Source organism: Streptomyces sp. NPDC047085 (genome assembly GCF_040643735.1).
GTDB lineage: Bacteria > Actinomycetota > Actinomycetes > Streptomycetales > Streptomycetaceae > Streptomyces.
In genome coordinates this window covers 552,156-577,449 of the sequence record NZ_JBEYUW010000005.1, presented here as the reverse complement: position 1 = coordinate 577,449, position 25,294 = coordinate 552,156, and the positions used below count along the sequence as shown (strand labels likewise).

At 72.1% G+C, this 25,294-nt stretch carries 20 protein-coding genes; 7 read left to right on the top strand and 13 right to left on the bottom strand.

The window, feature by feature from the left end:
* Positions 1-388: 388 nt before the first annotated feature.
* Positions 389-1,396 (bottom strand): stage II sporulation protein M, encoded by a 1,008-nt coding sequence (locus ABZ865_RS21300; protein ID WP_361232253.1) that lies wholly within the window; start codon positions 1,394-1,396, stop codon positions 389-391.
* 143 nt (positions 1,397-1,539) lie between these two features.
* Between ABZ865_RS21300 and ABZ865_RS21295 the strand changes: the two genes are divergently transcribed.
* Positions 1,540-2,544 (top strand): RDD family protein, encoded by a 1,005-nt coding sequence (locus ABZ865_RS21295; protein WP_361232250.1) that lies wholly within the window; start codon positions 1,540-1,542, stop codon positions 2,542-2,544.
* Between the two features lie 70 nt (positions 2,545-2,614).
* Here ABZ865_RS21295 and ABZ865_RS21290 read toward each other — a convergent pair whose 3' ends face one another.
* Both ABZ865_RS21290 and ahcY read right to left on the bottom strand, forming a co-directional pair.
* Complete coding sequence (locus ABZ865_RS21290; RefSeq protein ID WP_361232247.1) at positions 2,615-3,229, bottom strand: hypothetical protein; 615 nt, start codon at positions 3,227-3,229, stop codon at positions 2,615-2,617.
* A 198-nt stretch (positions 3,230-3,427) separates the two neighbouring features.
* Positions 3,428-4,885, bottom strand: a complete 1,458-nt coding sequence (gene ahcY, locus ABZ865_RS21285; protein ID WP_361232244.1) for an adenosylhomocysteinase — start codon at positions 4,883-4,885, stop codon at positions 3,428-3,430.
* A 378-nt stretch (positions 4,886-5,263) separates the two neighbouring features.
* On the opposite strand from ahcY, the gene lepB reads away from it, so the two are divergent.
* Positions 5,264-5,941 carry a signal peptidase I gene (gene lepB, locus ABZ865_RS21280; RefSeq protein WP_361232241.1) on the top strand — a complete coding sequence of 226 codons (678 nt, stop codon included), beginning with the start codon at positions 5,264-5,266 and terminating at the stop codon, positions 5,939-5,941.
* Between the two features lie 153 nt (positions 5,942-6,094).
* On the opposite strand, the gene ABZ865_RS21275 is transcribed toward lepB, so the two are convergent.
* From ABZ865_RS21275 to ABZ865_RS21250, 6 genes are all read right to left on the bottom strand, one after another.
* The gene (locus ABZ865_RS21275; RefSeq protein ID WP_361232238.1) at positions 6,095-7,075 is read right to left on the bottom strand and encodes a cation diffusion facilitator family transporter; all 981 of its coding nucleotides are present in this window, start codon (positions 7,073-7,075) and stop codon (positions 6,095-6,097) included.
* Between the two features lie 206 nt (positions 7,076-7,281).
* Positions 7,282-8,433 (bottom strand): mannose-6-phosphate isomerase, class I, encoded by a 1,152-nt coding sequence (gene manA, locus ABZ865_RS21270; protein WP_361232235.1) that lies wholly within the window; start codon positions 8,431-8,433, stop codon positions 7,282-7,284.
* Positions 8,434-8,550: 117 nt separating this feature from the next.
* Positions 8,551-9,678, bottom strand: a complete 1,128-nt coding sequence (locus ABZ865_RS21265; RefSeq protein WP_361232231.1) for an SIS domain-containing protein — start codon at positions 9,676-9,678, stop codon at positions 8,551-8,553.
* A gap of 203 nt (positions 9,679-9,881) precedes the next feature.
* On the bottom strand, positions 9,882-10,052 hold the full coding sequence (locus tag ABZ865_RS21260) for a Trm112 family protein (RefSeq protein ID WP_007382472.1): 171 nt from the start codon (positions 10,050-10,052) through the stop codon (positions 9,882-9,884).
* A 419-nt stretch (positions 10,053-10,471) separates the two neighbouring features.
* Positions 10,472-11,836: a phosphomannomutase/phosphoglucomutase gene (locus ABZ865_RS21255; RefSeq protein WP_361232227.1), complete on the bottom strand. Its 1,365-nt coding sequence runs from the start codon at positions 11,834-11,836 to the stop codon at positions 10,472-10,474.
* Positions 11,837-11,997: 161 nt separating this feature from the next.
* Positions 11,998-12,423: a DUF3499 domain-containing protein gene (locus ABZ865_RS21250; RefSeq protein ID WP_031225760.1), complete on the bottom strand. Its 426-nt coding sequence runs from the start codon at positions 12,421-12,423 to the stop codon at positions 11,998-12,000.
* Between the two features lie 405 nt (positions 12,424-12,828).
* On the opposite strand from ABZ865_RS21250, the gene ABZ865_RS21245 reads away from it, so the two are divergent.
* Positions 12,829-13,212: a metallopeptidase family protein gene (locus ABZ865_RS21245; protein WP_361232223.1), complete on the top strand. Its 384-nt coding sequence runs from the start codon at positions 12,829-12,831 to the stop codon at positions 13,210-13,212.
* 186 nt (positions 13,213-13,398) lie between these two features.
* Here ABZ865_RS21245 and ABZ865_RS21240 read toward each other — a convergent pair whose 3' ends face one another.
* The 3 genes from ABZ865_RS21240 to ABZ865_RS21230 all read right to left on the bottom strand — a co-directional run bounded on the left by ABZ865_RS21240 (position 13,399) and on the right by ABZ865_RS21230 (position 19,020).
* The gene (locus ABZ865_RS21240; protein ID WP_361232220.1) at positions 13,399-14,913 is read right to left on the bottom strand and encodes a DUF5719 family protein; all 1,515 of its coding nucleotides are present in this window, start codon (positions 14,911-14,913) and stop codon (positions 13,399-13,401) included.
* A complete protein-coding gene (locus ABZ865_RS21235) occupies positions 14,910-18,575 on the bottom strand; it encodes a glycosyltransferase (RefSeq protein WP_361232217.1) in 3,666 nt (1,221 codons plus the stop codon). Before ABZ865_RS21235 ends, ABZ865_RS21240 begins: the two co-directional genes overlap by 4 nt.
* 181 nt (positions 18,576-18,756) lie before the next feature.
* Positions 18,757-19,020 carry a WhiB family transcriptional regulator gene (locus ABZ865_RS21230; RefSeq protein ID WP_003975777.1) on the bottom strand — a complete coding sequence of 88 codons (264 nt, stop codon included), beginning with the start codon at positions 19,018-19,020 and terminating at the stop codon, positions 18,757-18,759.
* Between the two features lie 673 nt (positions 19,021-19,693).
* Between ABZ865_RS21230 and ABZ865_RS21225 the strand changes: the two genes are divergently transcribed.
* From ABZ865_RS21225 to ABZ865_RS21210, 4 genes are all read left to right on the top strand, one after another.
* Positions 19,694-20,200, top strand: coding sequence for a cysteine dioxygenase family protein (locus tag ABZ865_RS21225; RefSeq protein WP_361232214.1), 507 nt, complete (start codon positions 19,694-19,696; stop codon positions 20,198-20,200).
* A gap of 53 nt (positions 20,201-20,253) precedes the next feature.
* On the top strand, positions 20,254-21,213 hold the full coding sequence (gene cofD / locus ABZ865_RS21220) for a 2-phospho-L-lactate transferase (RefSeq protein ID WP_361232211.1): 960 nt from the start codon (positions 20,254-20,256) through the stop codon (positions 21,211-21,213).
* Between the two features lie 71 nt (positions 21,214-21,284).
* Positions 21,285-22,571, top strand: coding sequence for a coenzyme F420-0:L-glutamate ligase (locus tag ABZ865_RS21215; RefSeq protein WP_361232320.1), 1,287 nt, complete (start codon positions 21,285-21,287; stop codon positions 22,569-22,571).
* Positions 22,572-22,677: 106 nt separating this feature from the next.
* Positions 22,678-23,697: a DNA-3-methyladenine glycosylase 2 family protein gene (locus ABZ865_RS21210; RefSeq protein ID WP_361232207.1), complete on the top strand. Its 1,020-nt coding sequence runs from the start codon at positions 22,678-22,680 to the stop codon at positions 23,695-23,697.
* 355 nt (positions 23,698-24,052) lie between these two features.
* Here ABZ865_RS21210 and ABZ865_RS21205 read toward each other — a convergent pair whose 3' ends face one another.
* Positions 24,053-25,135, bottom strand: a complete 1,083-nt coding sequence (locus tag ABZ865_RS21205; RefSeq protein ID WP_361232204.1) for an NDP-sugar synthase — start codon at positions 25,133-25,135, stop codon at positions 24,053-24,055.
* Positions 25,136-25,294 lie beyond the last annotated feature (159 nt).

Genomic DNA, 25,294 nt, shown 5'->3' with positions numbered 1-25,294 from the left:
GGAACGGTCGCTTCCTTTGTACTCACCCTCTCGGGCTTTCCTCCGGGCGCTTCCCTTCGGTCTTGCGTTTCCGACTCTATCAGATCTTTTCTCGATCCGATTTCCTCGGTGCTTTCCAGGTTTCCGCTCTCGCGTTTCCCTTTCCGGCGTTTCCGACTTTATCAGAAGTTCTTGGCCGGTCTGACCGGCCGCTCATTTCTGAGTAATCGGAGGATTGCTTCTCGGAGTCGCTTTCGCAACTTCTTCGTGAAGCAGATAGATTCTAGCGCCTGCCCGGGGGCCATGCCCCACTCCAGGCAACTCATGAAATCTACCTCCCCCATCCACCCGTGTCAACGGGTTTCTGGGGCGAAGAGGAGACTAGCAGCTCACAGGGGTGGTTCGCACATCAGGCGGCCGTGGGGACGGTCGCGCTTCGCTCGGATGCCTCGAGGTCGCCCGTCTCGCCGGCGCGTACCGCGCGACCGCCGAGGACGTAGACGTAGGCCAGGAAGGCCAGCTCAGCGGCGACCCCGATGCCTATGCGGGCCCACGTGGGCAGGCCCGAGGGGGTGACGAAGCCTTCGATGGCACCGGACACGAACAGCACCAGGGCGAGGCCGATCGCCATGGCCACGGCGGCCCGACCCTCTTCCGCGAGCGCGGTGCGGCGGCTTCGCGGACCGGGGTCGATGACGGTCCAGCCGAGACGAAGCCCCGTACCGGCGGCCACGAAGACCGCGGTCAGTTCGAGCAGGCCATGGGGGAGAACCAGGCCGAGGAAGGTGTCGAGGCGGCCGGCGGAGGACATCAGGCCGATGCCGACGCCCAGATTGAGCATGTTCTCGAAGAGGATCCAGAGGACGGGTAGGCCCAGGAAGACGCCCAGGACCAGGCACATCGCGGCGGCTCGGGCGTTGTTCGTCCACACCTGGGCGGCGAAGGACGCGGCGGGGTGGCTGGAGTAGTACGTCTCGTACTCGCCACCGGGGCGAGTCAGCTCGCGGAGCTGACTGGGGGCCGCAATGGACGCCTGCACCTCCGGATGGGTGCCGATCCACCAGCCCAGCAGGATCGCGATGACCGTGGAGATGAGCGCGGTGGGCACCCACCAGTGACGCGCGCGGTACACCGCGGCCGGGAAGCCCTGCCCCAGGAAGCGTGTGACGTCACGCCATGAGGCCCGGCGGGTTCCCGCGACGGCGCTACGCGCGCGTGCCACCAGTTGGCTGAGCCAGCCCGTCAGCTGCGGATCGGGGGCGCTGGACTGGATGAGGGAGAGGTGAGTGGCGGTGCGCTGGTAGAGGGCGACGAGTTCGTCGGCTTCGGCACCGTTGAGCCGGCGCTGGCGGCGGAGCAGGGCGTCGAGGCGGTCCCATTCGGCCCGGTGTGCGGAGACGAAGACGTCCAGGTCCATCGGGTCTGCCTGCTCCTCGGCTGTTCGTCGACTGCTCGTCGTGGATGCTCGTGATGCTGTCAGCTTGTCGTACTGGGGCGCGATGCGCCCTCAGCTTGGCAGACTTGCGGTTCATCAGGGCAGACAGAGGAAGGGCGGCGGACGTGAGTGAGCTGGTGACCGGTGAGGCGGTGGCGCTCGAACTGCGGCCCGCCAAGCTGCCGAGCAGGGCGTTGGCCGTGTTGCTGGACCTGGTCGTGGCCATGATCCTGTACATCGGGGTCACCATGGCGCTGGTCGCGGGCACCGCGTCCCTGGACGAGGCCGCGCGGCTCGCGCTGTCGGTCGCGACCTTCCTGTTGGTACTGGTCGGCGCACCGATAGCGGTGGAGACGCTCAGCCATGGGCGATCGCTCGGCAAGCTGGCTTTCGGGCTGCGCGTGGTGCGGGACGACGGCGGGCCGATCCGGTTCCGGCACGCGCTGGTGCGCGGAGCGATCGGTTTCGTCGAGATCCTGATGACGTTCGGGGTCGTGGCCTGTATCGCCTCGTTCGTGTCGGCTCGCGGGCGGCGGCTCGGGGACGTGTTCGCGGGCACTCTGGTCGTGCGTGAGCGGGTTCCCGCCGGGCGGACCGGCTTCGCTCCGCCTCCTCCGCCGTGGCTCGCGGGACGGTTCGCCGGGCTGGATCTGTCGGCGGTTCCGAACGGGCTCTGGCTCGGGGTCCGGCAGTACCTGACGCGGATGCACCAGCTCGACCCGCAGGTCTCCCTGGGCATGGCGCAGCAGCTCGCGGCCGATCTCGCGGCTCGTACGGGCACTGCCGTGCCGCAGGGCGAGCACCCGGCCGCTTTCCTGGCGGCCGTGGTCCAGGAACGGCAGGCTCGTGAGGCACGGCAGGCGTTCGGGGGCGCGGTTTCGCCGGTGCCGCAGCCGCCGGTGGCACACCCCGGTCAGCACCCCTATCAGCCGCAGGCGGCCTGGCCGCCGAAGGGATCCCAGTCTGTGCGACCTGTCCCGCCTGTTCCGTACGTCCAGCCCCCGGTCGCGGCAGAGCCTGAGGCTCCCGTCCCTCCGGCGGCCGGCCCTGGCACTGGCACTGGTTCGGCCTCGGGTCCCGATGCCGGCTCGACAGGTTCCGGTTCCACGGGGTTCGTGCCGCCGGCGTGAGCCGCGTCGGCCTGTGCCGCCACCTCGCCACTCTGTCGCATTTGGTTTGAATCCGTCGGAATCGGCGGAATCAGTCGAACCGGGACGGTGGCGACTGCAGGTCTTCCAGCTCGATTCCAGGGGCCGCCAGGACCACGTCGCCGGCGATGTGCACCGTGTGCTGTTCGCCTGTGTCCAGGGCTGTGACCTGGTATTCGTCCACGGTCAGGAGGCCGTTGTCAGTGGCGTGTGTTTCTCTGTTCAGCAGAGACCAGGACTGGTCCACGGTGCGGGGGGCGAGGACCGGGTCCGTGAGGGCCACGAGGCGTACGCGGGTCGCCGCGGTGGAGGGGGTGAGGCGCAGGAGACGTGTAGTGGCGACGAGGAACGCGGGGGACGTGCCGGTGAAGGCGTGGGCGCGCACATTGCCTTCGGTGGCCTGATCTCCGGTGGGGTCGGTACGGACCCAGGTGACGCCGTCCAGGGCAGCGCCGCGGACCTGCCAGCCTCCGGCGTGGAGTTCGAGACGGATGGGGCGGCCGAGGTCGTCCAGGGCGAGGTCGACAGAGCCCTGCTCGTCGCCCGCGGGGGTGGTCAGCCGGGAGACGTAGCGCCAGCCGGTCGGACCGGGGGCGCACTGGAAGTGCTCTTCAGCGAGGGGGGTGCGATCGTGCGGATCGTGGAGCGAATAACGGCCGCGGGGCATGGGAGGTCCTGGAGTCTGGCGGGCTGACGGTCCGGTCCGGAGCCGGTCCGCCAGTCAGGGGCCGGTCCGGCCAAAGGGGCAGGCCCCCGGCACGGGGGTGCGGGGGCCTGCCTCGGAGGATCGGTGGACCTGCTGCCGGGAGAGCGCGTCGGTGCACCGGCGTGCTTCCCCCGGCGGGCGGGGCTACGGAGTCAGGGCTCAGTAGCGGTAGTGGTCCGACTTGTACGGGCCCTCGACCTCGACGCCGATGTACGCGGCCTGCTCCGGGCGCAGCTTGGTGAGCTTCACGCCGAGCGCGTCCAGGTGCAGCCGGGCGACCTTCTCGTCCAGGTGCTTGGGCAGCGTGTAGACGCCGATCGGGTACTCGGACTGCTTGGTGAACAGCTCGATCTGGGCCAGGGTCTGGTCCGCGAACGAGTTGGACATCACGAAGGACGGGTGACCGGTCGCGTTGCCCAGGTTCAGCAGACGGCCCTCGGACAGCACGATGATCTTCTTGCCGTCGGGGAACGTCCAGGTGTGGACCTGCGGCTTGACCTCGTCCTTGACGATGCCGGGGACCCTGGCGAGGCCGGCCATGTCGATCTCGTTGTCGAAGTGGCCGATGTTGCCCACGATCGCCTGGTGCTTCATCTTGGCCATGTCGGCGGCCATGATGATGTCCTTGTTGCCGGTCGTGGTGATGAAGATGTCGGCCTTGTCGATGACCTCGTCGAGGGTCGTGACCTGGTAGCCGTCCATCGCCGCCTGCAGGGCGCAGATCGGGTCGATCTCGGTGACGATCACGCGGGCGCCCTGGCCGCGCAGGGACTCGGCGCACCCCTTGCCGACGTCGCCGTAACCGCAGACGACCGCGGTCTTGCCGCCGATCAGGGTGTCCGTGGCGCGGTTGATGCCGTCGACCAGGGAATGGCGGCAGCCGTACTTGTTGTCGAACTTCGACTTGGTCACGGCGTCGTTGACGTTGATCGCCGGGAAGAGGAGGACGCCGTCGCGCTGCATCTCGTACAGGCGGTGGACGCCGGTGGTGGTCTCCTCGGTGACGCCGCGGATCTCGGAGGCCAGCTGGGTCCACTTCCGGGGGTTCTCGCCCAGGGTGCGGTGCAGCAGTTGGAGGATGACGCGGTGCTCGTCGGACTCAGCGGTCTCCAGGCCGGGGACCTTGCCGTCCTTCTCGTACTCGACGCCCTTGTGGACGAGAAGGGTGGCGTCACCACCGTCGTCCAGGATCATGTTGGGGCCGCCGGTGGGGCTGTCCGGCCAGGTCAGCGCCTGCTCGGTGCACCACCAGTACTCCTCCAGGGTCTCGCCCTTCCAGGCGAAGACCGGGACGCCCTGCGGGTTGTCGGGCGTGCCGTTCGGGCCGACGGCGATGGCGGCGGCCGCGTGGTCCTGGGTGGAGAAGATGTTGCAGGAGGCCCAGCGGACCTGGGCGCCGAGGGCGACCAGGGTCTCGATGAGGACGGCGGTCTGCACGGTCATGTGCAGGGAGCCGGTGACGCGGGCGCCGGCGAGAGGCTGTGCCTCGGCGTACTCCTTGCGGATCGCCATCAGGCCCGGCATCTCGTGCTCGGCGAGGGTGATCTCCTTGCGGCCGAACTCGGCCAGGGAGAGGTCGGCGACCTTGAAGTCCTGTCGGTTCTCGACAGTCGTCATTACGAGCTGCTCCTCGGTATCGGGTCGAGGTGGGTACGGCTGGTCTGCGCGGCAGCGGACACAGGGGTGCCCGAGAAAGAGGACACAGGCATGCCCACGTACGCGCAGCGCAGTCCGTCGGAGGCCCTCTCTCCCTCGGTCGGTCCGCTCCGGGACCGCCCGACCGCCATCAGCAGCGACGTCTGGCTCCGTCCCAAGCTACACCGCCGGACCCGGTCACCCCAGTCCGCCTGCGAACACATCACGCCGATCAACGGACGCAGGCGGTGTCCGAGGCGCGGCCTGCCGTGCGGGGTGTTCGTGGGGTCCCGATATTCTCCGCGCCGCACAGGTGCTGCAGAGATGCCGCAGAGTCGCCGTATCGGGGAGGACGCAAAAGTGGGCGCAGGACGGGGACTGGGGATCGCCGCTCTCCTGGTGGGGCTGCTGGGGGCAGCGCTGGGAGGCGGCACCTTCGTCTACGGCAAGGAGGCCTACAGGGGCTCAACCGTGACGAGCAAGAGCATGACACCGACGTACGGGCCGGGCGACCGGGTCTTGTGGGAACGCGTCGACGGGAGCGAGGTGCGGCGTGGCGACGTGGTCCTGATCTCGATGCCGGAGCGCTACGGGCCCGGTGTCGTCATGCAGCGGGTCATCGGAGTGGCCGGCGATCACGTGGCCTGCTGTACGACCGTGGGGTCGCAGCGCCGGGTCACGGTGAACGGGAAGCCGATCGCGGAGCCGTATGTGAGCCAGGGCGACGCCGACGGTGGGTATCCGCCGTACGACGTGAAGGTCCCCGAGGGGCGGCTGTTCCTGCTGGGTGACCACCGGGCGAACGCCCGGGACTCGCGTGCCTTCACCTCGGAAGACGGCGGGTCGGTGCCTGTGGGCGCGGTCCGGGGCCGGGTGACGGACAGCCGTGCGGTCCCTGGGCTGCTCGTTTCGGGGATGGTCTTCGGGGCCGTCATGGTGCTGGTCGGTGTCGGCCTGGGGATCGGCGCCTGGGCGGTACGGCGACGGGCGCGGGCCCTCGTACCGCCGCCCCCGCCCTGGCCGGTGCAGCCGGTCTGAGGGCTGGACGACCGGACCGACCCGGATGACCCGGACGACAGCGAGTCCGAGCCTGGTCCGGGTCCGGTCCGCGTGGATGACAGCGGTCCGAAGCCGGGGATGGCAGCGCGCGGGGCCCGCCGGATCCGGCGGGCCCCGTGGGCGTGATGGGTCTCAGTGGCCCGTGGCGTGCGGGGTGGGGCCGCCAGGGGTGGCCTCCGGGTCCGGGCCCTTGGCGGCCTCGGCCTCGCTGTAGATGTCGGGCTCGAGGTAGATGACGCGCGCGATGGGGACGGCGGCGCGGATGCGGGCCTCGGCCGCGTCGATGGCCTTGGCGACCTCGGCGGCCGTGTTGTCGTGCTGGACCGCGATCTTGGCGGCGATGAGCAGCTCCTCGGGACCGAGGTGCAGGGTGCGCATGTGGATGACGCGGGGGACGGTGTCGCCGTCGACGATCGCGGCCTCGATCTTCTGGACGTCGTCGATGCCCGCGGCCTCGCCGAGCAGCAGCGACTTGGTCTCGGCGGCCAGGACCAGGGCGATCAGGACGAGCAGAACACCGATGCAGACGGTGCCGATGCCGTCCCAGACGCCGTCGCCGGTGATCAGGGCGAGGCCGACGCCGCCGAGGGCGAGGAGCAGACCGATGAGCGCGCCGAAGTCCTCCAGGAGGACGACCGGCAGCTCGGGCGCCTTGGCGCGGCGGATGAACTGGCTCCAGGACAGCGCGCCGCGCAGCTCGTTGGACTCCTTGATGGCCGTGCGGAAGGAGAAGCCCTCGGCAATGATCGCGAAGACGAGGACACCCACCGGCCAGTACCAGTGCTCCACCTCGTGCGGGTGGCTGATCTTCTCGTAGCCCTCGTAGATGGCGAACATGCCGCCGATGGAGAAGAGGACGATGGAGACGAGGAAGGCGTAGATGTAGCGTTCGCGGCCGTAGCCGAAGGGGTGCTGCGGCGTCGCCTCGCGCTGGGCCTTCTTGCCGCCGATCAGCAGCAGGAACTGGTTGCCGGAGTCGGCGAGCGAGTGCACGCCCTCGGCGAGCATCGAGGAGGAGCCGCTGAAGGCGAACGCGACGAACTTCGACGCCGCGATCGCGAGATTGGCGCCGAGGGCCGCCACGATCGCCTTGGTACCGCCTGACGCGCTCATGTGTCCGCGTTGTCCCTTCACCGTCGTACGTCTACGCCGTCCGGGCGTCCGCCCGGCTTTGCCCGGGCTTTGCCGGTGGGCCATTCTTGCAGCCCGCCGGGCCCGCGGCGCGTCAGGTATCCACAGCCCCGGTCATATGTTCACAAGCCCGGTCATACTCACAGGTCCGGTCACGCCCAACGGCCCGGTCATGCGATCACGACGGCTCAGGCGATCACGGTGGCGCGGAAGACCGTGCCCGCGCCGGACACCTCGGCCCGCTCCCCTGCCGGGACGAACACCGACTGGCCGGGGCGGAGTTCGTGCTCGCCGACGCAGACGGCGCCAGCCGTGCAGAGCAGGATCTGCGGGGTGTCCAGGGTGAGGTCGTGGGCGGTGCCGCCCTCGGGGAGGACGTACCGGGAGAGCCGGAACTCGTCGATCGGGGTCTCGTAGACCTCCTCGCCGTCCGGGGAGGCCTCGGGGCGCAGCACGCCCGGGTCACCGGCCTCGAAGCGGACGACGCGCAGGAGTTCGGGCACGTCGACGTGCTTGGGGGTCAGGCCGCAGCGCAGGACGTTGTCGGAGTTGGCCATGATCTCGACGCCGAGGCCGCTCAGGTAGGCGTGCGGGATGCCGGCGCCGAGGAACAGGGCCTCGCCGGGCTGCAGGCGGACGTGGTTGAGCAGCATGGCCGCGATGACGCCGGGGTCGCCCGGGTAGTGGTGGGCGAGGTCGGCGTAGGGGGCGTAGTCGCCGCCGAGGCGGGTGCAGGCGGCGGTGGCCTCGGCGACGGTGTGGGCCATCTCCTCCGGGTCGGCGGTGAGGACGGCGGTGAGGACCTCGCGCAGGGCCGCGTCCTCGGGGTGGGCGTGCAGCAGGTCGACGTACGGCTTCAGGGAGTCGACGCCGAGGCCGTCCAGCAGGCCGGCCGCCTGGATCGGGTCGCGGAAGCCGCACAGCCCGTCGAACTCGGTGAGCGCGCAGATCAGTTCGGGCTTGTGGTTGGCGTCCTTGTAGTTGCGGTGCGGGGCGTCGATGGGGATGCGCCGCCGCTCCTCGTCCTCGTAGCCCTCCTTGGCCTGCTCCAGGTTGGGGTGCACCTGGAGGGAGAGCGGGGCGCCGGCGGCGAGGATCTTGAGGAGGAACGGCAGTCGCGGGCCGAACTTCGCCACCGCCCGCGCGCCCAGCTCACGCTCCGGGTCGGCGTCGATGACCTCGACGAGTGTCCCGCGCGCGGTGCGCGAGGGTGCGCCCGGGTGCGCGCCCATCCACATCTCCGCCTGCGGCTCGCCGGTCGGCTCGACGCCGAGGAGGTGCGGGATGGCGGTGGGGGAACCCCACGCGTAGGGGCGGATGGTGTTGTCGAGGCGATCCATGTCTTCTCTGTCTCCGTACGTGCGCTGCTCAGCGGGCACCGGCACCGGCCTGGGTGCCGGCGGTGGGCGCGGGTCGCTCGCCCCGGGCGGGCCCGGACACGACGACCTGGAGCAAGATCAGGCCCTGGAAGCGAGCGCGAGGTAAACGGCGGCGAAATCTGTGACGGCGATCAGTTCCGCGAGGGTCTCCAGTTCGGCGCCTTCCTCCGGTTCGAGCTCGCTGATCGGCGTGTCGTGGCTGAGGGCCAGGTCGCGGGCGGCCGGAGCGGCGGTGAGTTCGCTGATCGGGCGGTCGCGCAGGAGCACCACGCGCGCGTGCAGCGCGGGAGCCTCCTCGACGCGGTCGCGGAAGAAGTCGTCGGGGTCGGCGCTGGCCGCGAGGGGGCCGGCCAGCAGGGCGCTGTGCGCGGCGAGGGCCTCGGGGAGTTCGGCGACCAGGGCGGGGCGGCCGGCGAGTTCGGCGAGGGCGTCGGCGAAGCGGCGGCCGGCGGGGCCCGCGGAGGTGCCTTCCGTCCAGAGGACGGGGAGCGTGTCGGCGAGTTCGGCGGCGAGGGTCTTGGCCGGGTTGCTGTAGGTCGCGATGGCGGGACCGCAGCGCTCGGCGACGGTGTCCAGGCGGTCGGCGACCTTCTCCAGGGCGTCCGATCCGGCACTGAGCAGGCCGATGCGGTCGAGCAGGGCGACCAGCGGGGTGAACAGGGCCCAGAAGACGCCCGGGGAGGACGCGGCGAGGGGTTCTTCCTGGTCGTACGGCGTCGTCGCCATCGGTACGAAGAGGCCGTGGGCGCGGCTCACCGACTCGGTGAGGGGGGTGTCGGCCGGGGCCACGGCGACGACCGTGCAGCCGCGACGGTAGGCCTGCTCGGCGAGCAGGGCGAGGCTGGGTTCGGTGCCGTCCGGGGTGGCGATCAGCAGCAGGTCCACGGAGCCGGTCCAGCCCGGGAGTTCCCAGCGCAGGGCGCCGGCGGCCGGGGCGACGCCGGTGGGGGCCAGCCGGATGACGGGGCTGCCGGGGCCGGCCAGGGTGCCGAGCAGGTCGGCGGTGTGGATGGCAGCGGCTCCGGGGCCGGCGATGAGGACGGCGCGGGGGCGGCCGTCGGGCTTCAGGTCGCCGACGCCGGCCTCGGTGGCGTGCCGGGCGGCCGTGCGGACGCGGGCACCGGCTTCCGCGGCGCCGCGCAGGAGGCCTCGGCGGTCGGCCTCGGCGAGGCCCTCCGGGGTGTCGAGGAGCGATTCGTCGAGCATGGGAGGCAGCCTCCGATTCGCCGGGGTTCTGTTGTCGCCGGGTCCGGTTGGGTCCTGCTGGGTCCTGCTGGGGGGTCGAGCGCGGGGTGCGCCTCGCCATTGCGGCGGCCGCCTTTCGGGGCGGTGCTACGGCGGGCGGGTTACGCCGAACGGGTTACGCCGGACGGGGGTGTGCCGCGCCGGGCGGCTTGCGCCAGGCGGGGTTACGCCGGGCGGCGGGCCTCGTCGACGAGGAGGACCGGGATGCCGTCGCGGACCGGGTAGGCGAGGCCGCAGTCCTGACCGGTGCAGATCAGCTCGGTGTCCTGCTCCTTGAGAGGGGCGTGGCAGGCCGGGCAGGCGAGGATCTCCAGGAGGCCGGCTTCGAGCGGCATGGGGTGTCCCTTCGGGCGCGGATACGACGTTTACGGATGTGCTGGTCAGCGTACCGCTGGCTGGGCGGTGCCGGAGGGTTCGGCCTGCTGCCGTGCCGCCCAGGGGGCTCCGCCCCCTGGACCCCCGGTCTTGCCCACCCGCCCGCCCGACTCGCGTGATGGAGAGCCTCGGTCACGGAGATGGAGGCCGGATCCGCTGGAAGACCGGGGCACGGCAAGGGGCGGGCCGATGGGACAGGGCGGGGTGGGGTGGGAGCTCTCGGGTGGCCGAGAGGCGCGGTCACGGGGATGGGGCGGGGGTGGCGCGGGGCCGAGCCCCCGGCCCATGGGGATGCGCGTCGCCGTCGCCGGACGCGGCGCGGTCCTGTTCGGCTTGGGCTCGCCGCTCCTGCGGCTGGGCGGGGTGGGTCGGTTGGGGGTCAGGAGCGGATGAGGGTCAGGGCTTCGTCGCGGATTTTGGTCATGGTGGGTTCGTCCTTGGCCTCGGCGTTGAGGCGGAGGAGGGGTTCCGTGTTGGAGGGGCGGACGTTGAACCACCAGTCGGCGGCGGAGACCGTGAGACCGTCGAGGTCGTCGAGGGTGATGCCCGGGCGGCCCTCGTAGGCGGCGCGGATCGCGGCGAGGCGGGCGGCCTGGTCGGTGACCGTGGAGTTGATCTCGCCGGAGCCCGCGTAGCGGTCGTACTGGGCGGTGAGGGCGGACAGGGGGGCGTCCTGGCCGCCGAGGGCCGCGAGGACGTGCAGGGCGGCCAGCATGCCCGTGTCGGCGTTCCAGAAGTCCTTGAAGTAGTAGTGGGCGGAGTGCTCACCGCCGAAGATCGCGCCGGAGCGGGCCATCTCGGCCTTGATGAAGGAGTGGCCGACGCGCGTGCGGACCGGGGTGCCGCCGTTCTCCTTCACGACCTCGGGGACCGTGCGGGAGGTGATCAGGTTGTGGATGACCGTGCCCGCGCCGCTGTTGCGGACCAGCTCCCGCGCGGCGACCAGGGCGGTGATCGCCGACGGGGAGACCGGGTCGCCGTTCTCGTCCACGACGAAGCAGCGGTCGGCGTCGCCGTCGAAGGCGAGGCCGAGGTCGGCGCCCTCCACCTGGACCCGCTTCTGCAGGTCCACGATGTTGGCCGGGTCGAGCGGGTTGGCCTCGTGGTTCGGGAAGGTGCCGTCCAGTTCGAAGTACATCGGGACGACGGTCAGGGGCAGGCCGTCGAAGACCGTGGGGACCGTGTGGCCGCCCATGCCGTTGCCGGCGTCGACCACGACCTTCAGGGGGCGGATGGAGGTCAGGTCGACGAGGGAGCGGAGGTGCGCCGCGTAATCGTCCAACGTGTCGCGCGTGGTGAGGGTTCCCGGCTCGGCGGCGGGTTCCGGAGCGCCCGACTCCAGCCACTGCTCCACCAGTTCGCGGATCTGGGTGAGGCCCGTGTCCTGGCCGACAGGCGCCGCGCCCGCGCGGCACATCTTGATGCCGTTGTACTGGGCCGGGTTGTGGGAGGCGGTGAACATCGCGCCGGGTAGGTTCAGAGCGCCCGAGGCGTAGTACAGCTGGTCGGTGGAGCACAGGCCGATCTCGGTGACGTCCACGCCGCGGTTGGCCGCGCCACGCGCGAAGGCGCGGGACAGGCCGGGGGACGACGGGCGCATGTCGTGGCCCACGACGATCGCCGCCGCATCCGTCACCTCGGCGAAGGCGCCGCCGAAGAGTTCGGCCAGTGACTCGTCCCACTGGTCCGGGACCACTCCGCGCACGTCGTACGCCTTCACGATCTGCGACAGATCAGCTGCCACGGCCAACCCTCCTGAAAGTCCTATGGGTGCCCACAAACTACCCGTCGGGGGTAAGGGGCGGGTGTGCGGACACCAAGTGGACTCACAGGTGCCGCTTCGCCGTAACGCAGGATGCCAGTCGTGCCGGTCGCGTCGGCCGTGGGTCGGTCGCGTCGGCCGTGTCAGTTGTCCGGGGAGCGCAGGACCCGTAGGTGGCCGCGGCGGGCCACCTCCATGGGGTCCGCGGTGCGGGCTCCGCCGCCGCCCGCCTCGGCCGCCCGTTCCTGGGGGCGGGCCGCCTCGCGCACGGCGTTGGCAAGCGCTTCCAGGTCGTCGCCGCTGGGCCGGGCCGGGGCGGAACCGTCGAGGAGGCGGACGACCTCCCAGCCGCGGGGGGCGGTGAGGCGCTCGGAGTGCTCGGCGCAGAGGTCGTAGCAGTGGGGTTCGGCGTAGGTGGCGAGCGGGCCGAGGACCGCGGTCGAGTCGGCGTAGACGTACGTCAGCGTCGCGACGGCGGGTCGGCCGCAGGCGGTGCGCGAACAGCGACGTACAGGGCTCACGACGTTGGACGGTACCGCACTCTTGAGCGGGCCGCGACGACTCTCCACCAGGTCACTCCACCGTGTCGTGCTGTGAGACGCCCCACATGCTTTTCCGAACATACCTTGCTGACCTGCGAGGACGAGGTGGCGCGGGAACTTGGGCGGGGATACGTCCGGTCATGAGTCGGCACAAACACCGTCAATTGCCTTGAGTTCACTGGTCTTGGAAGGTTACGGAAACGAGCCAGACCTTGGCTGGAATGGTCATCCGGCGACATGGGGAGTGGGTGGGGTCGGGGCGGCCGCCGGTGACGGTGGTTGCCGGTGGTCGCAGCGTGGAGCCGGGCGGGCTGGGCGTGGGGCCGGGCGGGCTGGGCCTGCGGGGACTAGGCTTCAGCGGTGATGGACAACCGTGTACCGCCCCGTGCCGCAGGCCCCGGGCCCCGACGTCGTGATCGCCATGGAAGGGGCATGCGAGGGCCCATCGCGCCGCCGCAGGTGCCGCTGGCGGCGAGTCGTGCCGAGGTGTTCGCGGATCTGGTGCAGGACTCCGTGGAGCGGCTCGAGCGGCGGTGGCCGCAGTTGGCGGACATCGATTTCCTCGTGCTCGAGGTGCCTCGGCTGGAGGGGCGGGGTGCGGAGGCGTGGAGCGATGAGCCGGTGCCGCTGGGTGGGGTGATTCCTGCGCGGGACGGGCGGCAGGCGCGGGTGGTCGTGTACCGGCGGCCGGTGGAGATTCGGACCAAGGGGCGGGACGAGCGGGCCGCGCTGGTGCACGAGGTTGTCGTGGAGCAGGTGGCGGAGTTGTTGGGGCTTACCCCGGAGACGGTTGATCCTCGGTACGGGGAGGACTAGGCGCGGCTTGGTGCGGGAGCCTGGGTGCCCTGTGCTTCGGGGACTCCGTGTGCTGTGGCTGGGCTGAGGTTGGGTCGCTTGTCCGCGCTGACGGGGTGCCGCCTTTCTTTGGGACGGGCGCCGCCCCAGCGGCACGACTGCCCGCAGCCGGGTAGGCACGACCGCTGTGGCGCTTCTCGGCCCCTTCTACTTCTGCAGGACCGAGAGGTCTTCGTCTGTCTCTGGGACGGAGACCAGGCCTCGGTCGGTGGGGAGCGTCTGGATGGTGAAGGCGGGGATGCCGGAGGCGGTGGTGGTGAGGGTGCGGGAGGCGTAGAGGGGGCCGCCGGAGAGGGGTTCCAGGGTGAGGGCGTAGGTGCCCTTGAGACCGGAGGGGACGGGGGCGGGGATGTCCTGGGTGGTGCCGGACTTGATCGTGTAGGTCTTGGTCACGGGGGTGCCGCCGTCGCTGCCCGCCGAGGCGGTGATCTTCACCGTGGTGGTGGCCGTGGGAGCGGCGAGGGACAGCGTGGTGCCCTTGGCGCTGTTGTCGGCGGAGGTGGCGCGCCGCCCGACGGGGGCGGTGGCGGGGATGTACGCCGTCTCCTGCTTGTCTCCCTTGCCCCGGACCACGCGCAGCGCGGCCACCAGGGGGACCGACTGGTCGGTGGGGGTGAGGACGAGGGAGCCGGCCTCGCCGCGGGTGACCGCGCCGAGGTCGGTCGCGGTGGTCATGCCGCCCTTGACGTGCAGGGTCTCGTTGCCCGCCGGGGTGAACATGCCGCTGGGGGAGGCCAGGCGGACCTTGAGGTCCGCGTCGGCGTCGCCGGGGGTGAAGGCGATGAGGCGGACGTCGGTGGCGTCCTTCGGGATGCCGGGCAGGACCAGGCTGCCGGCCGGGTCGGTGGACGCGGCCAGCCAGTCGCCGCCCGCCTTGTCGTCGAGGGCCTGCACGGCCGCGCCGACCCGGCCGCTGCGTACGCTGACGTGCACGGTCAGGTCGGGCTGCCGCTGGTCGGTGAGCGTGGAGAGCAGGATCGGCTTGCTGGAGTGGGGCGGGATCGTGAAGCCGTCGGTCACCGTGGACTTGATCGCGCCGTCCTTGCCGTACAGCTCGATGTCGACGACGGCTGCGGAGTCGTCGGGGTTGGTGAGGTGCACGTAGTCGGTGCGGTCGGCGGCGGTGCTCGCGCCCGGGAACCAGAACTCGGTGTCGGCGGGCGTGCAGGTGACGCCCAGGAGACCGCGTCCGGTGCCGGCGGCGACCTCGGTGGTCTCCTGGACGGTCCAGCCGGGCGCGAACTTCCCGTCGGCGGTGCCGACGAGGGCGGGCGCTTCGGCACCGGAGCTGTCGCCGGTGGCGGGTGTGCCGGGTGCCTTCGGTGTCAGGACCGGCTTGTCCGCGCCCTTCTTGGAGTCCTTGCCCTTGCCCGTCTGGGAGCTGTCCGTGCCGTCCGCCGACTGCTCGGCGGCCGCCTGGAGTTCGGCCTTGCCGCCGCTGTCCGCGCCCTGGGTGACGGGCGTGAACGACGTGTACGCCGTGTCGGCGATGTCGGAGATGCTCGGCGCCGGGCACAGCAGGCTGGTGCGCTCCACGGGCAGCTCGGCGGCCGCCTTGGCGGGGCTCGCGCCGGACGCGGAGGGCGTGTCGAGTGCGGCGAACGCGGTGACGGCGGCCAGCGCGGCCGTGCCGGCGATCAGGGACAGGGTGGTGCGGTTCACTGCTGGCTCCCGTCGGGGCGCTCGCTGCCGGTGCCGTAGGGCTGCTGGGCCGGGTCGTAGCCCTGGGGGTAGGACGCCGGGTCGTACGGCATCTGTTCGGCCGTACCGCTATAGGCGTCGGCCGTACCGCCGTAGGCGTAGGGGTCGTACTGGCCGGACTGGTAGGGGTCGGGCTGGTACGCCTGCTGGTCGTAGCCGGCCGACTGGTACTGGTCCTGGTACTGGCCGGTGCCGTAGCCCGGGTAGTCGGCGTCCGCGTAGGAGGCGGCGTCCCAGTCGCCGTACGGCTGCTGGTGCGGGACAGCGGCGGCCGGGGCCTCCTCCGGAGGAGGAGGCGTGCTGCCGGGGGCCGGCTGTTCGAGGTCCGCCTCGTCGGGGCCGGCCTGTTCCTCGGCCTGGGCGCGCAGGCGGCGGGCTCGGCGGCCTTCACCCGCGGTGGCCTGGGCGGGCAGCGGCTGCTCCTCGGGGAGGTCGTCGTCGATGTCGCGGCGGCGGCCGGGCAGGGCGAGGACGACGAGGACGACCGCGAGCAGGCCCTGGGCCCACAGCCAGGCGGTGTGGGTGACCGGAGCGTCGTAGGTGACGTCCAGCCTGCCGCCGCCCGAGGGGAGTTCGAAGCCCTGGGCCCAGCCGTCGACGGTGGTGCGGGTGAGCGGCTTGCCGTCCAGGGTGGCCGTCCAGCCGTCGGCGGCGGCGTCGGCCAGGCGCAGGACGCGGCTGCCCGAGCCGGACGGGACGGTGGTGTGGATCTCCACCGCTCCGGCGGCGACGGGCTGGGTGGTGCCGGAGCCGCCGGCGGGCACGATGGTGGCGCGGGAGACCTGCTGGTCGACGCGCCACAGGGCACTGCCGTTCTGCTCGCTGAGCCGGCTCAGGCCCGGCGTGGCGTCCAGGACGCGGCTGATCTCGCGGGGCGCGCCCTTGTGGACGAGGACGTAGCGCACGGCGAAGCCGCCGAGCTGGCCGGCCTGGTCGGCGCCGGAGCCGGCGACGAGGTTGGCGACGATCTTGTCGAGCTTCGCGTTCTCCCCGTCGGCGGCGGCGAGTTCGGCGTCTCCCATGCGGGCGCCGGAGCCGCGCACCAGGGTGTAGCGCACGCGTGCGGTGGAGTCGCTGTCGAGGATCAGGGTGCGGGCCTGGTCGCGGGTGGTGGCGTCCTCGGCGACGAACGCGGGGACCTGGACCGGGTCGCGGCGCTCCAGCGGGCCGTCGGCGCCGCCGAGCATCCAGCCGGTGGCGACCAGCAGCGGACCCGCTGCGGAGGCGAAGGCGATCAGGGCGGCGACGGGCTGGCGCCAGCCGAAGCTCTGCTCGGCCACGCGTGCGCGTGCCCCGTCGGCGCCGAGCGCGGCGGCGGCCAGCAGGGCGATGCCGTAGACCAGGGTGGCGGGTCCGGCCCAGGTGGAGTGGTTGGACAGGACGGCGAAGACGAGGCCGACCAGGGCGACGGCCCAGGCGGTCCGGATGCCCAACTGCCGCTCGGAGCGCAGGAGCGCGGCCAGCGCGGCGAGGACGATGCCGATGAGCATCAGGCCGTGCACGGTGCCGGGGCCGCCGGGGCTGGCGCCGAGCAGGTCCGTGGCGGAGGCGGCCGAGGAGCCGTACTCCAGGCCGGCTTCCTTGAAGAAGCCGAACGGGAGCAGGGTCAGCGACCAGGGGGCGAGGACCAGCAGCGGGGTGCCGAGCTGGGCGAGCAGGCGCAGGCCTGTGGCGACGAGGTCGGTGCGGCGCACGGCGAGCAGGCCGAGGCCGAGGATCAGCGCGATGGGCCAGACGATCGGCGTGAACGCGGTGGTGATGGTCAGCAGCAGCGCGTACGCCCAGGTGGCGCGCCAACTGCCGCGTGCTCCGGAGCGGCTCGCGAGACCGCTCGCGGCGATGCCCGCGCGCGCGATGAGCGGCAGGAACACGGCGAGGACGGCGGTGCCGATGCGGCCGCCGGCCAGGGCGCCGGTGGCGGCGGGCAGGAAGGCGTAGGCGATCGCCGCCCAGGCGCGCAGCAGGCGGGAGCTGACCAGGGGCCGGGAGGCGAAGTAGGCGGTGAGGCCGGCCAGCGGCACCGAGCAGACCAGCAGGACGGTGACGGCGAGTCCGGTGGAGCCGAAGAGGATCGTGGCGAGGGTCGCGACGACGGCGAGGTAGGGCGGCGCCGCGGGGGTGCCGCCGGCGCCCACCGGGTGCCAGGCGGTGACGTAGCGGGACCACAGGTCGCCGGCGTCGGCCGGGGCGGGCAGCATGGCGCCGCCGGCGAGCGCGCCGCCGCCGAGCAGGGCGCGGCAGGCGACGAGGGAGATCACCAGCAGGGCCAGGAAGAGCACCGGGCCGGGCTTGCGGGCGATGCGCTTGAGCCGGGCGAACTGCTCGATCTCCAGGAAGTCGGCGTCGTCGCCGCCGGGGCCGGACTCCACGGCGCCGCCGTGCCGGCCCGCCGAGGAGGTGTCGCTGTCGGTGCCGCCGGAGAAGTTGCCCGCGATCTGTTCCACGGTGGCGCGGATGGTCGCGCCGGGCGGTGGGAAGAGCCGGCGCAGTTCGGCCTTGTCGATCTGGGAGGGTCCGCGGCGGCGCCGGCCGGCGAGGATCCGCTCGGGCCGCAGCAGAGTGCCCAGCAGACCTCGGATCTCGTCGACGGCCTGCCCGGGGACCTTGCCGACGAGGTAGGCGAGGGTCCGCAGGAGGGTGCCGAGGACAAGTCGCAGCAGCACCCAGGGCAGGGCCCCGGCACGGGTGTTGACGAGGAGGGTGTAGATCGCGCCCGCCTTGTCGACCTTGTGCGGGGAGGCGGTGGTGCGGCCCGCGCAGTCGACGGTGCGGCGCTCGCGGGAGGCGGCCTCGGCGTGCCGGACGACCGCTTCGGGGGCGACGAGGACGCGGTGGCCCGCCTTGTGGGCGCGCCAGCACAGGTCGACGTCGTCGCGCATCAGGGGCAGCCGGCGGTCGAAGCCGCCGAGCTGTTCGAAGACGTCGCGGCGGACGAGCATGCCGGCGCTGGAGACGGACAGGACGGTGCGGACGTGGTCGTGCTGACCCTGGTCCTGTTCGCGGCGGTCCAGGCCGGTCCAGCGGCGGCCGGAGTTGGCGATGGAGACGCCGACCTCCAGAAGCTGCCTGCGGTCGTACCAGCCGCGCAGCTTGGGGCCGACGATCGCCACGTCGTCGCGGCCGAGTTCGATCTCGTTCTCGACGACCCGGAGCAACTGGGCGAGGGCGTCGGGTGCGGGGGCACAGTCGTCGTGCAGCAGCCACAGCCACTGGACGGGCTCGCCGTAGGGCAGCTCGGGCAGGTCGTAGGCGTCGTCGCGCCAGGTGCGGGTGACCGGGTCCCAGCCGCTGGGGCGCTTGAGGTACGGCAGGTCGTCCGGGGTGAGGACGGGCGCGGTGCGGCTCGCCTCCTCGACGGCCTGGCCGAAGCCGGTGCGGCGGGCGAGGTGCAGGACGTTGCCCTCGCCGAGGGCGTCGGTGACCAGCTGGGCGGACTCGTCCGCGCTGCCGGTGTCGGCCGCCACCGCGTACTGGACCGGGCGCTCCTGGCCGAGCAGCCCGGCGAGCGCGTCGGGCAGCCAGCGGGCGCCGTCGTGGGAGACGAGGACCGCGGTCACCACATGACGCGGGAACTCAGGGAGGGCAGCCTGGTCTTGGGCTGCCGTATGGCTGTGCACGGTCATCGAGGTACGGGCCCCGGTTCGATGGACTGCGGTGGACGCCTGTGTCTCCTCGTGCGTCGAGGGGACAGCGGGGCGTCTCGGACGAGCGACCACACTATCGGCTGACCATGACGACGGCCCGCCGCCTGTGGATAACCCACCGGTGACGGGCCGTTCGTGATGGTTTGGTGCGAATGTGTGTTCAGACGGCGGCCTTCTTCAGCCGGCGGCGCTCACGCTCGGACAAACCGCCCCAGATCCCGAAGCGCTCGTCGTTGGCGAGGGCGTACTCAAGGCACTCGGAGCGGACCTCGCAGGCGAGACAGACCTTCTTGGCCTCTCTGGTCGAGCCGCCCTTCTCGGGGAAGAAGGACTCGGGGTCGGTCTGGGCGCACAGCGCGCGCTCCTGCCAGCCGAGTTCCTCGTCCGCGTCGTCGACCAGCAGTTGCTGCACCAGCTCGGTCATGTGCGCCCCTCGTCTGTCTTTCGCGTCCCCGTGTGTAGCCGTTACCGATTTCGGCTGAACGACACGAGTGAAATTACAAGTGTGCTGCTCCGGGCGAGTCAAGCCGAGATCTGCTATTGAGCCCGTTATTCACTCTGCGGAACCAAGGCCGTGCGGAAAGTGTTCAAATCGCCATAAACCTTGACATGCAGACGAGGGCCCGGAGGGGCAGCGGACCCGTACAAGGCTCTGTACGAAGAAGGACGCCCCCGCGTTCGATCGCGTTCCGGGAGGCTCGACCACTCGGATGTGCGCCATGTGTCCCGGGGGTCGGATGAACAAACCTTTCACCTGAGAGCCGTACCGGATGAGGTGAAACATGTCGCACATACCGGGCGTCGAGTTGACAGTGTGGGTGTGAACCGATGTCCTAGTGGGCATGCTCGCGAACTTGGCACCCGCCTCGACCCGCATCGCCGGGTCCCTCGGTGCTGCTCGCGCGCGCTGTTGCTGTTGTTGCTGTCCCAGCTGTTGAGCCCAACGCGCTCCAGCTGTCCCCGGGCCCATCTCGGCCCGGCCGCGTTTCCCCGTTCCTGAACCCTCCTCCAGGACACCCCGCACGCCCGTGACCCGGGCGGACGCCACGCGACACCCAGCCAGCCCCCACTCTTCACCGAGGAACCACCGCACCCCGATGAACAGCGACAACGACCTCCAGATCGCCGGCGACATCCTCGAAGTCCAGCACCTGCTCCAGCCCCCGCGCGAGCACCCCGCCACCGTCGCCGAGTACGTGGGCCTCGCCCGCGCCATCGCCGCCGACCGCGACCAGTGGGCGCACCTGGTCCAGTACGACGCCACCACCCGCTGGTACCACCGGCTGCGCACCGGCCCCGGGTACGAGGTGTGGCTGCTGTCCTGGGTGCCCGGGCAGGGCAGCGGGCTGCACGACCACGGCCGCTCCTCCGGAGTCCTCACCGTCCTGGAGGGCAAGCTGACCGAGCGCACCGAACGCGGCACGCGCGCGTTGGCGGAGGGCGCACAGCGGGTGTTCGCACCGGGCTACGTGCACGAGGTGGTCAACGACACGCTGGAGCCCGCGGTGAGCCTGCACGTGTACTACCCGGGTCTGACCGAGATGCCGATGCACACCTCCCCCAGCTGCGCGGCGCGTACCGAGCCGCGCGCGGTCACCGCCTGAATGACCCATCGGCCACCTGACGCACTGTCGTACCCGCCTGCCAGACTTGCCCCATGCGCATTGTGGTTCTGGCAGGCGGCATCGGTGGTGCCCGGTTCCTGCGCGGTCTGAAGCGGGCCGTGCCGAACGCGGACGTCACGGTCATCGGCAACACCGGCGACGACATCCATCTCTTCGGGCTGAAGGTCTGCCCGGACCTCGACACGGTGATGTACACGCTGGGCGGCGGTATCAACGAGGAGCAGGGCTGGGGACGGGCCGACGAGACGTTCCACCTCAAGGAGGAGCTGGCGGCCTACGGCGTCGGCCCGGACTGGTTCGGGCTCGGCGACCGGGACTTCGCCACACACATCGTGCGGACGCAGATGCTGGGCGCCGGCTATCCGCTGAGCGCGGTCACCGAGGCGCTGTGCGACCGCTGGAAGCCGGGCGTGCGGCTGATCCCGATGACCGACGACCGCGTGGAGACCCACGTCGCCGTCGAGATCGAGGGCGAACGCAAAGCCGTCCACTTCCAGGAGTACTGGGTACGGCTGCGCGCCTCGGTCCCGGCCGAGGCGGTCGTGCCGGTCGGCGCCGAGCAGTCGAAGCCCGCTCCGGGGGTGCTGGAGGCCATCGCCGAGGCGGACGTCATCCTCTTCCCGCCGTCCAACCCGGTCGTGTCCATCGGCACGATCCTCGCCGTGCCCGGCATCCGGGAGGCGATCGCCGAGGCGGGCGTGCCGGTGGTGGGCCTGTCCCCCATCGTCGGGGACGCGCCGGTGCGCGGGATGGCCGACAAGGTGCTCGCCGCCGTCGGCGTGGAGTCCACGGCCGCCGCGGTGGCCGCGCACTACGGCTCGGGACTGCTGGACGGCTGGCTCGTCGACACCGTGGACGCGGACGTGGTCGAGCGGGTCGAGGCGGACGGCATCCGCTGCAAGGCCGTACCGCTGATGATGACCGACCTGGACGCGGCCGCGCAGATGGCCCGGGAGGCGCTGGCGCTGGCCGAGGAGGTGCGGGGCGCGTGAGCGAGGAACCCCCCGGCCGGACCGGCGAGGAGCAGCTCGGATACGCCGGTGAGGAGCGGCCCGGGTACGAGGTGTGGGCGCTGTCCGGGATTCCGGAGGTGCAACAGGGCGACGATCTGGCCAAGTTGATCGCCGCGGCGGAGCCGGCCCTGGCCGACGGGGACGTGCTGCTCGTCACCTCCAAGATCGTGTCCAAGGCCGAGGGCCGGATCGTCGAGGCGGCCGACCGGGAGGCGGCGATCGACGCCGAGGCGGTCCGGGTGGTGGCCCGGCGTGGCACGCTCCGCATCGTCGAGAACCGGCAGGGCCTGGTCATGGCGGCCGCCGGGGTCGACGCGTCCAACACCCCGGCCGGCACGGTCCTGTTGCTGCCCGAGGACCCGGACGCGTCCGCGCGCGCGATCCGCGAGGGGCTGCGGGACACGCTCGGGGTCAACGTGGGGGTGGTCGTCACCGACACGTTCGGGCGGCCCTGGCGCGCGGGGCTCACGGACGTGGCGATCGGCGCCGCCGGAGTGCGCGTGCTGGACGATCTGCGCGGGGGCACGGACGCGTACGGCAACCCGCTCGTCGCCACCGTCGTCGCGACGGCGGACGAGCTGGCCGCGGCGGGCGACCTGGTCAAGGGCAAGGCCGCGGGGCGGCCGGTGGCCGTGGTGCGGGGGCTGCCCCAGGTGGTGACCCCGGTGGAGGACCAGGGCGAGGGGGCGCGGGCGCTGGTACGGAACGCGCAGGACGACATGTTCCGGCTCGGCACGTCCGAGGCGGTCCGCGAGGCGGTGACCCAGCGGCGTACGGTACGGGCCTTCACCGACGATCCCGTCGACCCCGGCGCGGTGCGCCGCGCGGTGGCCGCGGCCCTGACCGCGCCGGCGCCGCACCACACCACGCCGTGGCGGTTCGTGCTGCTGGAGTCGGCGGAGTCGCGGGTACGGCTGCTCGACGCGATGCGGGACGCGTGGATCGCCGATCTGCGCCGGGACGGCAAGAGCGAGGAGTCCATCACCAAGCGGGTGCGGCGCGGGGACGTGCTGCGCAACGCGCCGTACCTGGTCGTGCCGTGCCTCGTCATGGACGGCTCGCACACCTACGGCGACGCGCGGCGGGACGGCGCCGAGCGGGAGATGTTCGTGGTCGCGACGGGCGCGGGCGTGCAGAACTTCCTGGTCGCGCTGGCCGGGGAGCGGCTGGGGTCGGCCTGGGTGTCGTCGACGATGTTCTGCCGGGACGTGGTGCGCGAGGTGCTGGGGCTCCCGGCGGACTGGGATCCGATGGGGGCGGTGGCGATCGGGCGTCCGGCGGAGGAGCCGAGGGCTCGGGCGGAGCGGGATGCGGAGGCGTTCATCGAGGTGCGGTGAGTGTCCCGTCACGGCGGAATGTCCCGTACGGCCGTGTGGTCTCGCCTAGTCTCGTAGGACAGCAGCAGCCTCTCCCCCTCTCCCCCGGACCCCCTAGGACTCCCTCGTGGCAGGACGTTTCGCTCCGCGGCCCACGCGTACGACCGTGCGCGGTGGGGACGTCGCCGTGCCCGTAGCGGCCTCCGGGGTGCCGCGGCAGGCGGTGGGCCCTGCCCGGGTGCGTACGTGGGTACCGGACGGGCCGCTGGATCTCGGGCTAGTGCTCGGGCCGCTGCGGCGCGGGCCCGCCGACCCGACGTTCCGGGCGACGCGGGACGGGTCCGTGTGGCGGGCCAGCCGGACGCCCGCCGGGCCCGGGACACTGCGGGTGTACGGGCACGGCGGTGAGGTGCGCGGCGAGGCGTGGGGGCCGGGGGCCGAGTGGCTGCTGGAGCGGTTGCCGGAGCTGCTCGGGGCCGCCGACGATCCGGACGCGTTCGTGCCCCGGCACCGGGTGGTGGCGCTGGCGCGGCACCGGCGGCCGGGGCTGCGGCTGACGCGGACCGGGCTGGTGCTGGAGTCGTTGATTCCGTCTGTGCTGGAGCAGAAGGTCACGACCGACGAGGCGTATCGGGCGTGGCGTTTGCTGGTGCGGAGGTTCGGGGAGCCGGCGCCGGGGCCCGCGGGGGTGGGCGAGCGGCCCATGTGGGTGATGCCGGCGGCGCGGACCTGGGCGTTGATTCCGTCCTGGGAATGGCATCGGGCCGGGGTCGACGACAAGCGGGCGTCGACGATTCTGCGTGCCGTACGGGTCGCTGCGCGGCTGGAGCAGGCGGTGGGGATGCCGGCGGCCGATGCGCAGGCGCGGTTGGAGGTCGTCCCGGGGATCGGGCCGTGGACGTCGGCGGAGGTCGTGCAGCGCAGTCACGGGGCGCCGGATGCGGTGACCGTCGGGGATCTGCATCTGCCGGGGATCGTGGGGTGGGCGCTGGCGGGGGACCGGCATGCCGACGATGCGGAGATGCTGCGCTTGCTTGAGCCGTATGCGGGGCAGCGGCATCGGGCGGCGCGGTTGATTCTGCTGAGCGGAAAGGGGCCGGCGCGGAGGGCACCGAAGATGCCTCGGGTGGATATCGGGTTGCTGTAGGGGCGTTGCTGCGGCGTCCTGTGCGGCGGCTGGGCGGGGGGTGGGGTTCGCTTGCCCGCGCTGGCGGGGTGCCGCCTTTCTTCGGGACGGGCGCCGCCCTGGCGGCACGACTGCCCGCAGCTATGCGGGGACGGCGGGCCCGTTGCCGTCTGCGGCTCTAGCGACGGCTACGGGCTCCAGCTACGGGGCTACGGCGCCTATGCGGCGGACGGGGCTGCGACTCCCTAGAGGCGCGGGGAACTGCGCGACCAGCCACGGTGGGCCCGCGGCCGAGGGAATGGCGGTGGACCAGCGGCGAGTTGTGTGGGGCTGGGGGCGAAGCCCCTAAGGCGGTGCCCCCAGCTCACCTGTGTGGCTACTGGTCGGAGGAGAAGCGGACCGCGCCCGCTGGGATGTGGGCGTCGCACCAGACGCGGACGCCTTCGCGGAGTTCGTTGTCGGGGCCGACGACCGCGCCGTCGCCGATGACCGTGCCGGTGAGGACGGAACGTCGGCCGACGCGGGCCCGGGTGCCGATCAGGGAGTCGGTGATGACGGCGCCGGGTTCGATGACGGCGCCGGGGAGGATGGTGGAGCCGAAGACGCGGGCGCCCTCGGCTACGAAGGCGCCCTCGCCGACCACGGTGCCGCCCGTCAGCTTCGCGTCCGACGCGACCGTGGCCGTCGGCAGGATCAGGCGGTCGCCGCAGCGGCCAGGGACCGCCGGGGACGGGGCCCGGCCCAGGACCAGGTCGGCCGAGCCGCGCACGAAGGCCGCGGGGGTGCCGAGGTCCAGCCAGTAGGTGGAGTCGACCATGCCCTGCAGGTGGGCTCCGGCGGCGAGGAGTTCGGGGAACGTCTCGCGTTCCACCGAGACCGGGCGGCCCGCCGGAATCGTGTCGATGACCGAGCGGCGGAAGACGTACGCCCCCGCGTTGATCTGGTCGGTGACGATCTCCTCCGGCGTCTGCGGCTTCTCCAGGAAGGCCAGGACGCGGCCGGACGGGTCGGTGGGGACCAGGCCGTAGGCCCTCGGGTCCGTCACCTTCGTCAGGTGCAGGGAGACGTCCGCGCCCGTCGACTCGTGGGTGTCGACCAGCGCCGCGATGTCCAGGCCCGTCAGGATGTCGCCGTTGAAGATGAGTACCGGGTCGTCGGGGCCGGAGTGCAGCCGCGAGGCCACGTTGCGGATCGCGCCGCCCGTGCCGAGCGGCTCCTCCTCGGTGACGTACTCGATGTGCAGGCCGAGGGAGGCGCCGTCGCCGAAGTACGGCTCGAAGACCTCGGCGAGGTAACTCGTGGCGAGGACGATGTGTTCCACGCCCGCGGCTCTGGCCCGCGCCAACTGGTGCGTGAGGAACGGCACCCCGGCCGCCGGGACCATGGGCTTGGGTGTGTGCACCGTGAGCGGCCGGAGCCGGGTGCCCTTGCCGCCGACCAGGAGGATCGCTTCTGTCACCTGTCGTCTCTGCTTCCTGCCGGGACCGGCCGAACTACTCGTATCGGCCGGCCAGTGTATGCAGACCGTGCGACGGAGCCCTCGATAGCCGCGCGGTGTCGAGCGAAATCCGCGTCGAGATCCGCGTACGGTCTCCCCGACCGATCCCGCTCCGCCCGC

Excerpts from the sequence above, each read along its gene's own strand:
- ABZ865_RS21290 (WP_361232247.1), bottom strand. The coding sequence starts at position 3,229 with ATGCCCCGCGGCCGTTATTCGCTCCACGATCCGCACGATCGCACCCCC.
- ABZ865_RS21260 (WP_007382472.1), bottom strand. The coding sequence starts at position 10,052 with ATGCCGCTCGAAGCCGGCCTCCTGGAGATCCTCGCCTGCCCGGCCTGC.
- ABZ865_RS21230 (WP_003975777.1), bottom strand. The coding sequence starts at position 19,020 with ATGACCGAGCTGGTGCAGCAACTGCTGGTCGACGACGCGGACGAGGAA.
- cofD (WP_361232211.1), top strand. The coding sequence starts at position 20,254 with ATGCGCATTGTGGTTCTGGCAGGCGGCATCGGTGGTGCCCGGTTCCTG.
- ahcY (WP_361232244.1), bottom strand. The coding sequence starts at position 4,885 with ATGACGACTGTCGAGAACCGACAGGACTTCAAGGTCGCCGACCTCTCC.
- ABZ865_RS21275 (WP_361232238.1), bottom strand. The coding sequence starts at position 7,075 with ATGAGCGCGTCAGGCGGTACCAAGGCGATCGTGGCGGCCCTCGGCGCC.
- ABZ865_RS21300 (WP_361232253.1), bottom strand. The coding sequence starts at position 1,396 with ATGGACCTGGACGTCTTCGTCTCCGCACACCGGGCCGAATGGGACCGC.
- ABZ865_RS21265 (WP_361232231.1), bottom strand. The coding sequence starts at position 9,678 with ATGCTCGACGAATCGCTCCTCGACACCCCGGAGGGCCTCGCCGAGGCC.
- ABZ865_RS21245 (WP_361232223.1), top strand. The coding sequence starts at position 12,829 with ATGCGAGGGCCCATCGCGCCGCCGCAGGTGCCGCTGGCGGCGAGTCGT.
- ABZ865_RS21225 (WP_361232214.1), top strand. The coding sequence starts at position 19,694 with ATGAACAGCGACAACGACCTCCAGATCGCCGGCGACATCCTCGAAGTC.
- ABZ865_RS21235 (WP_361232217.1), bottom strand. The coding sequence starts at position 18,575 with ATGACCGTGCACAGCCATACGGCAGCCCAAGACCAGGCTGCCCTCCCT.
- manA (WP_361232235.1), bottom strand. The coding sequence starts at position 8,433 with ATGGATCGCCTCGACAACACCATCCGCCCCTACGCGTGGGGTTCCCCC.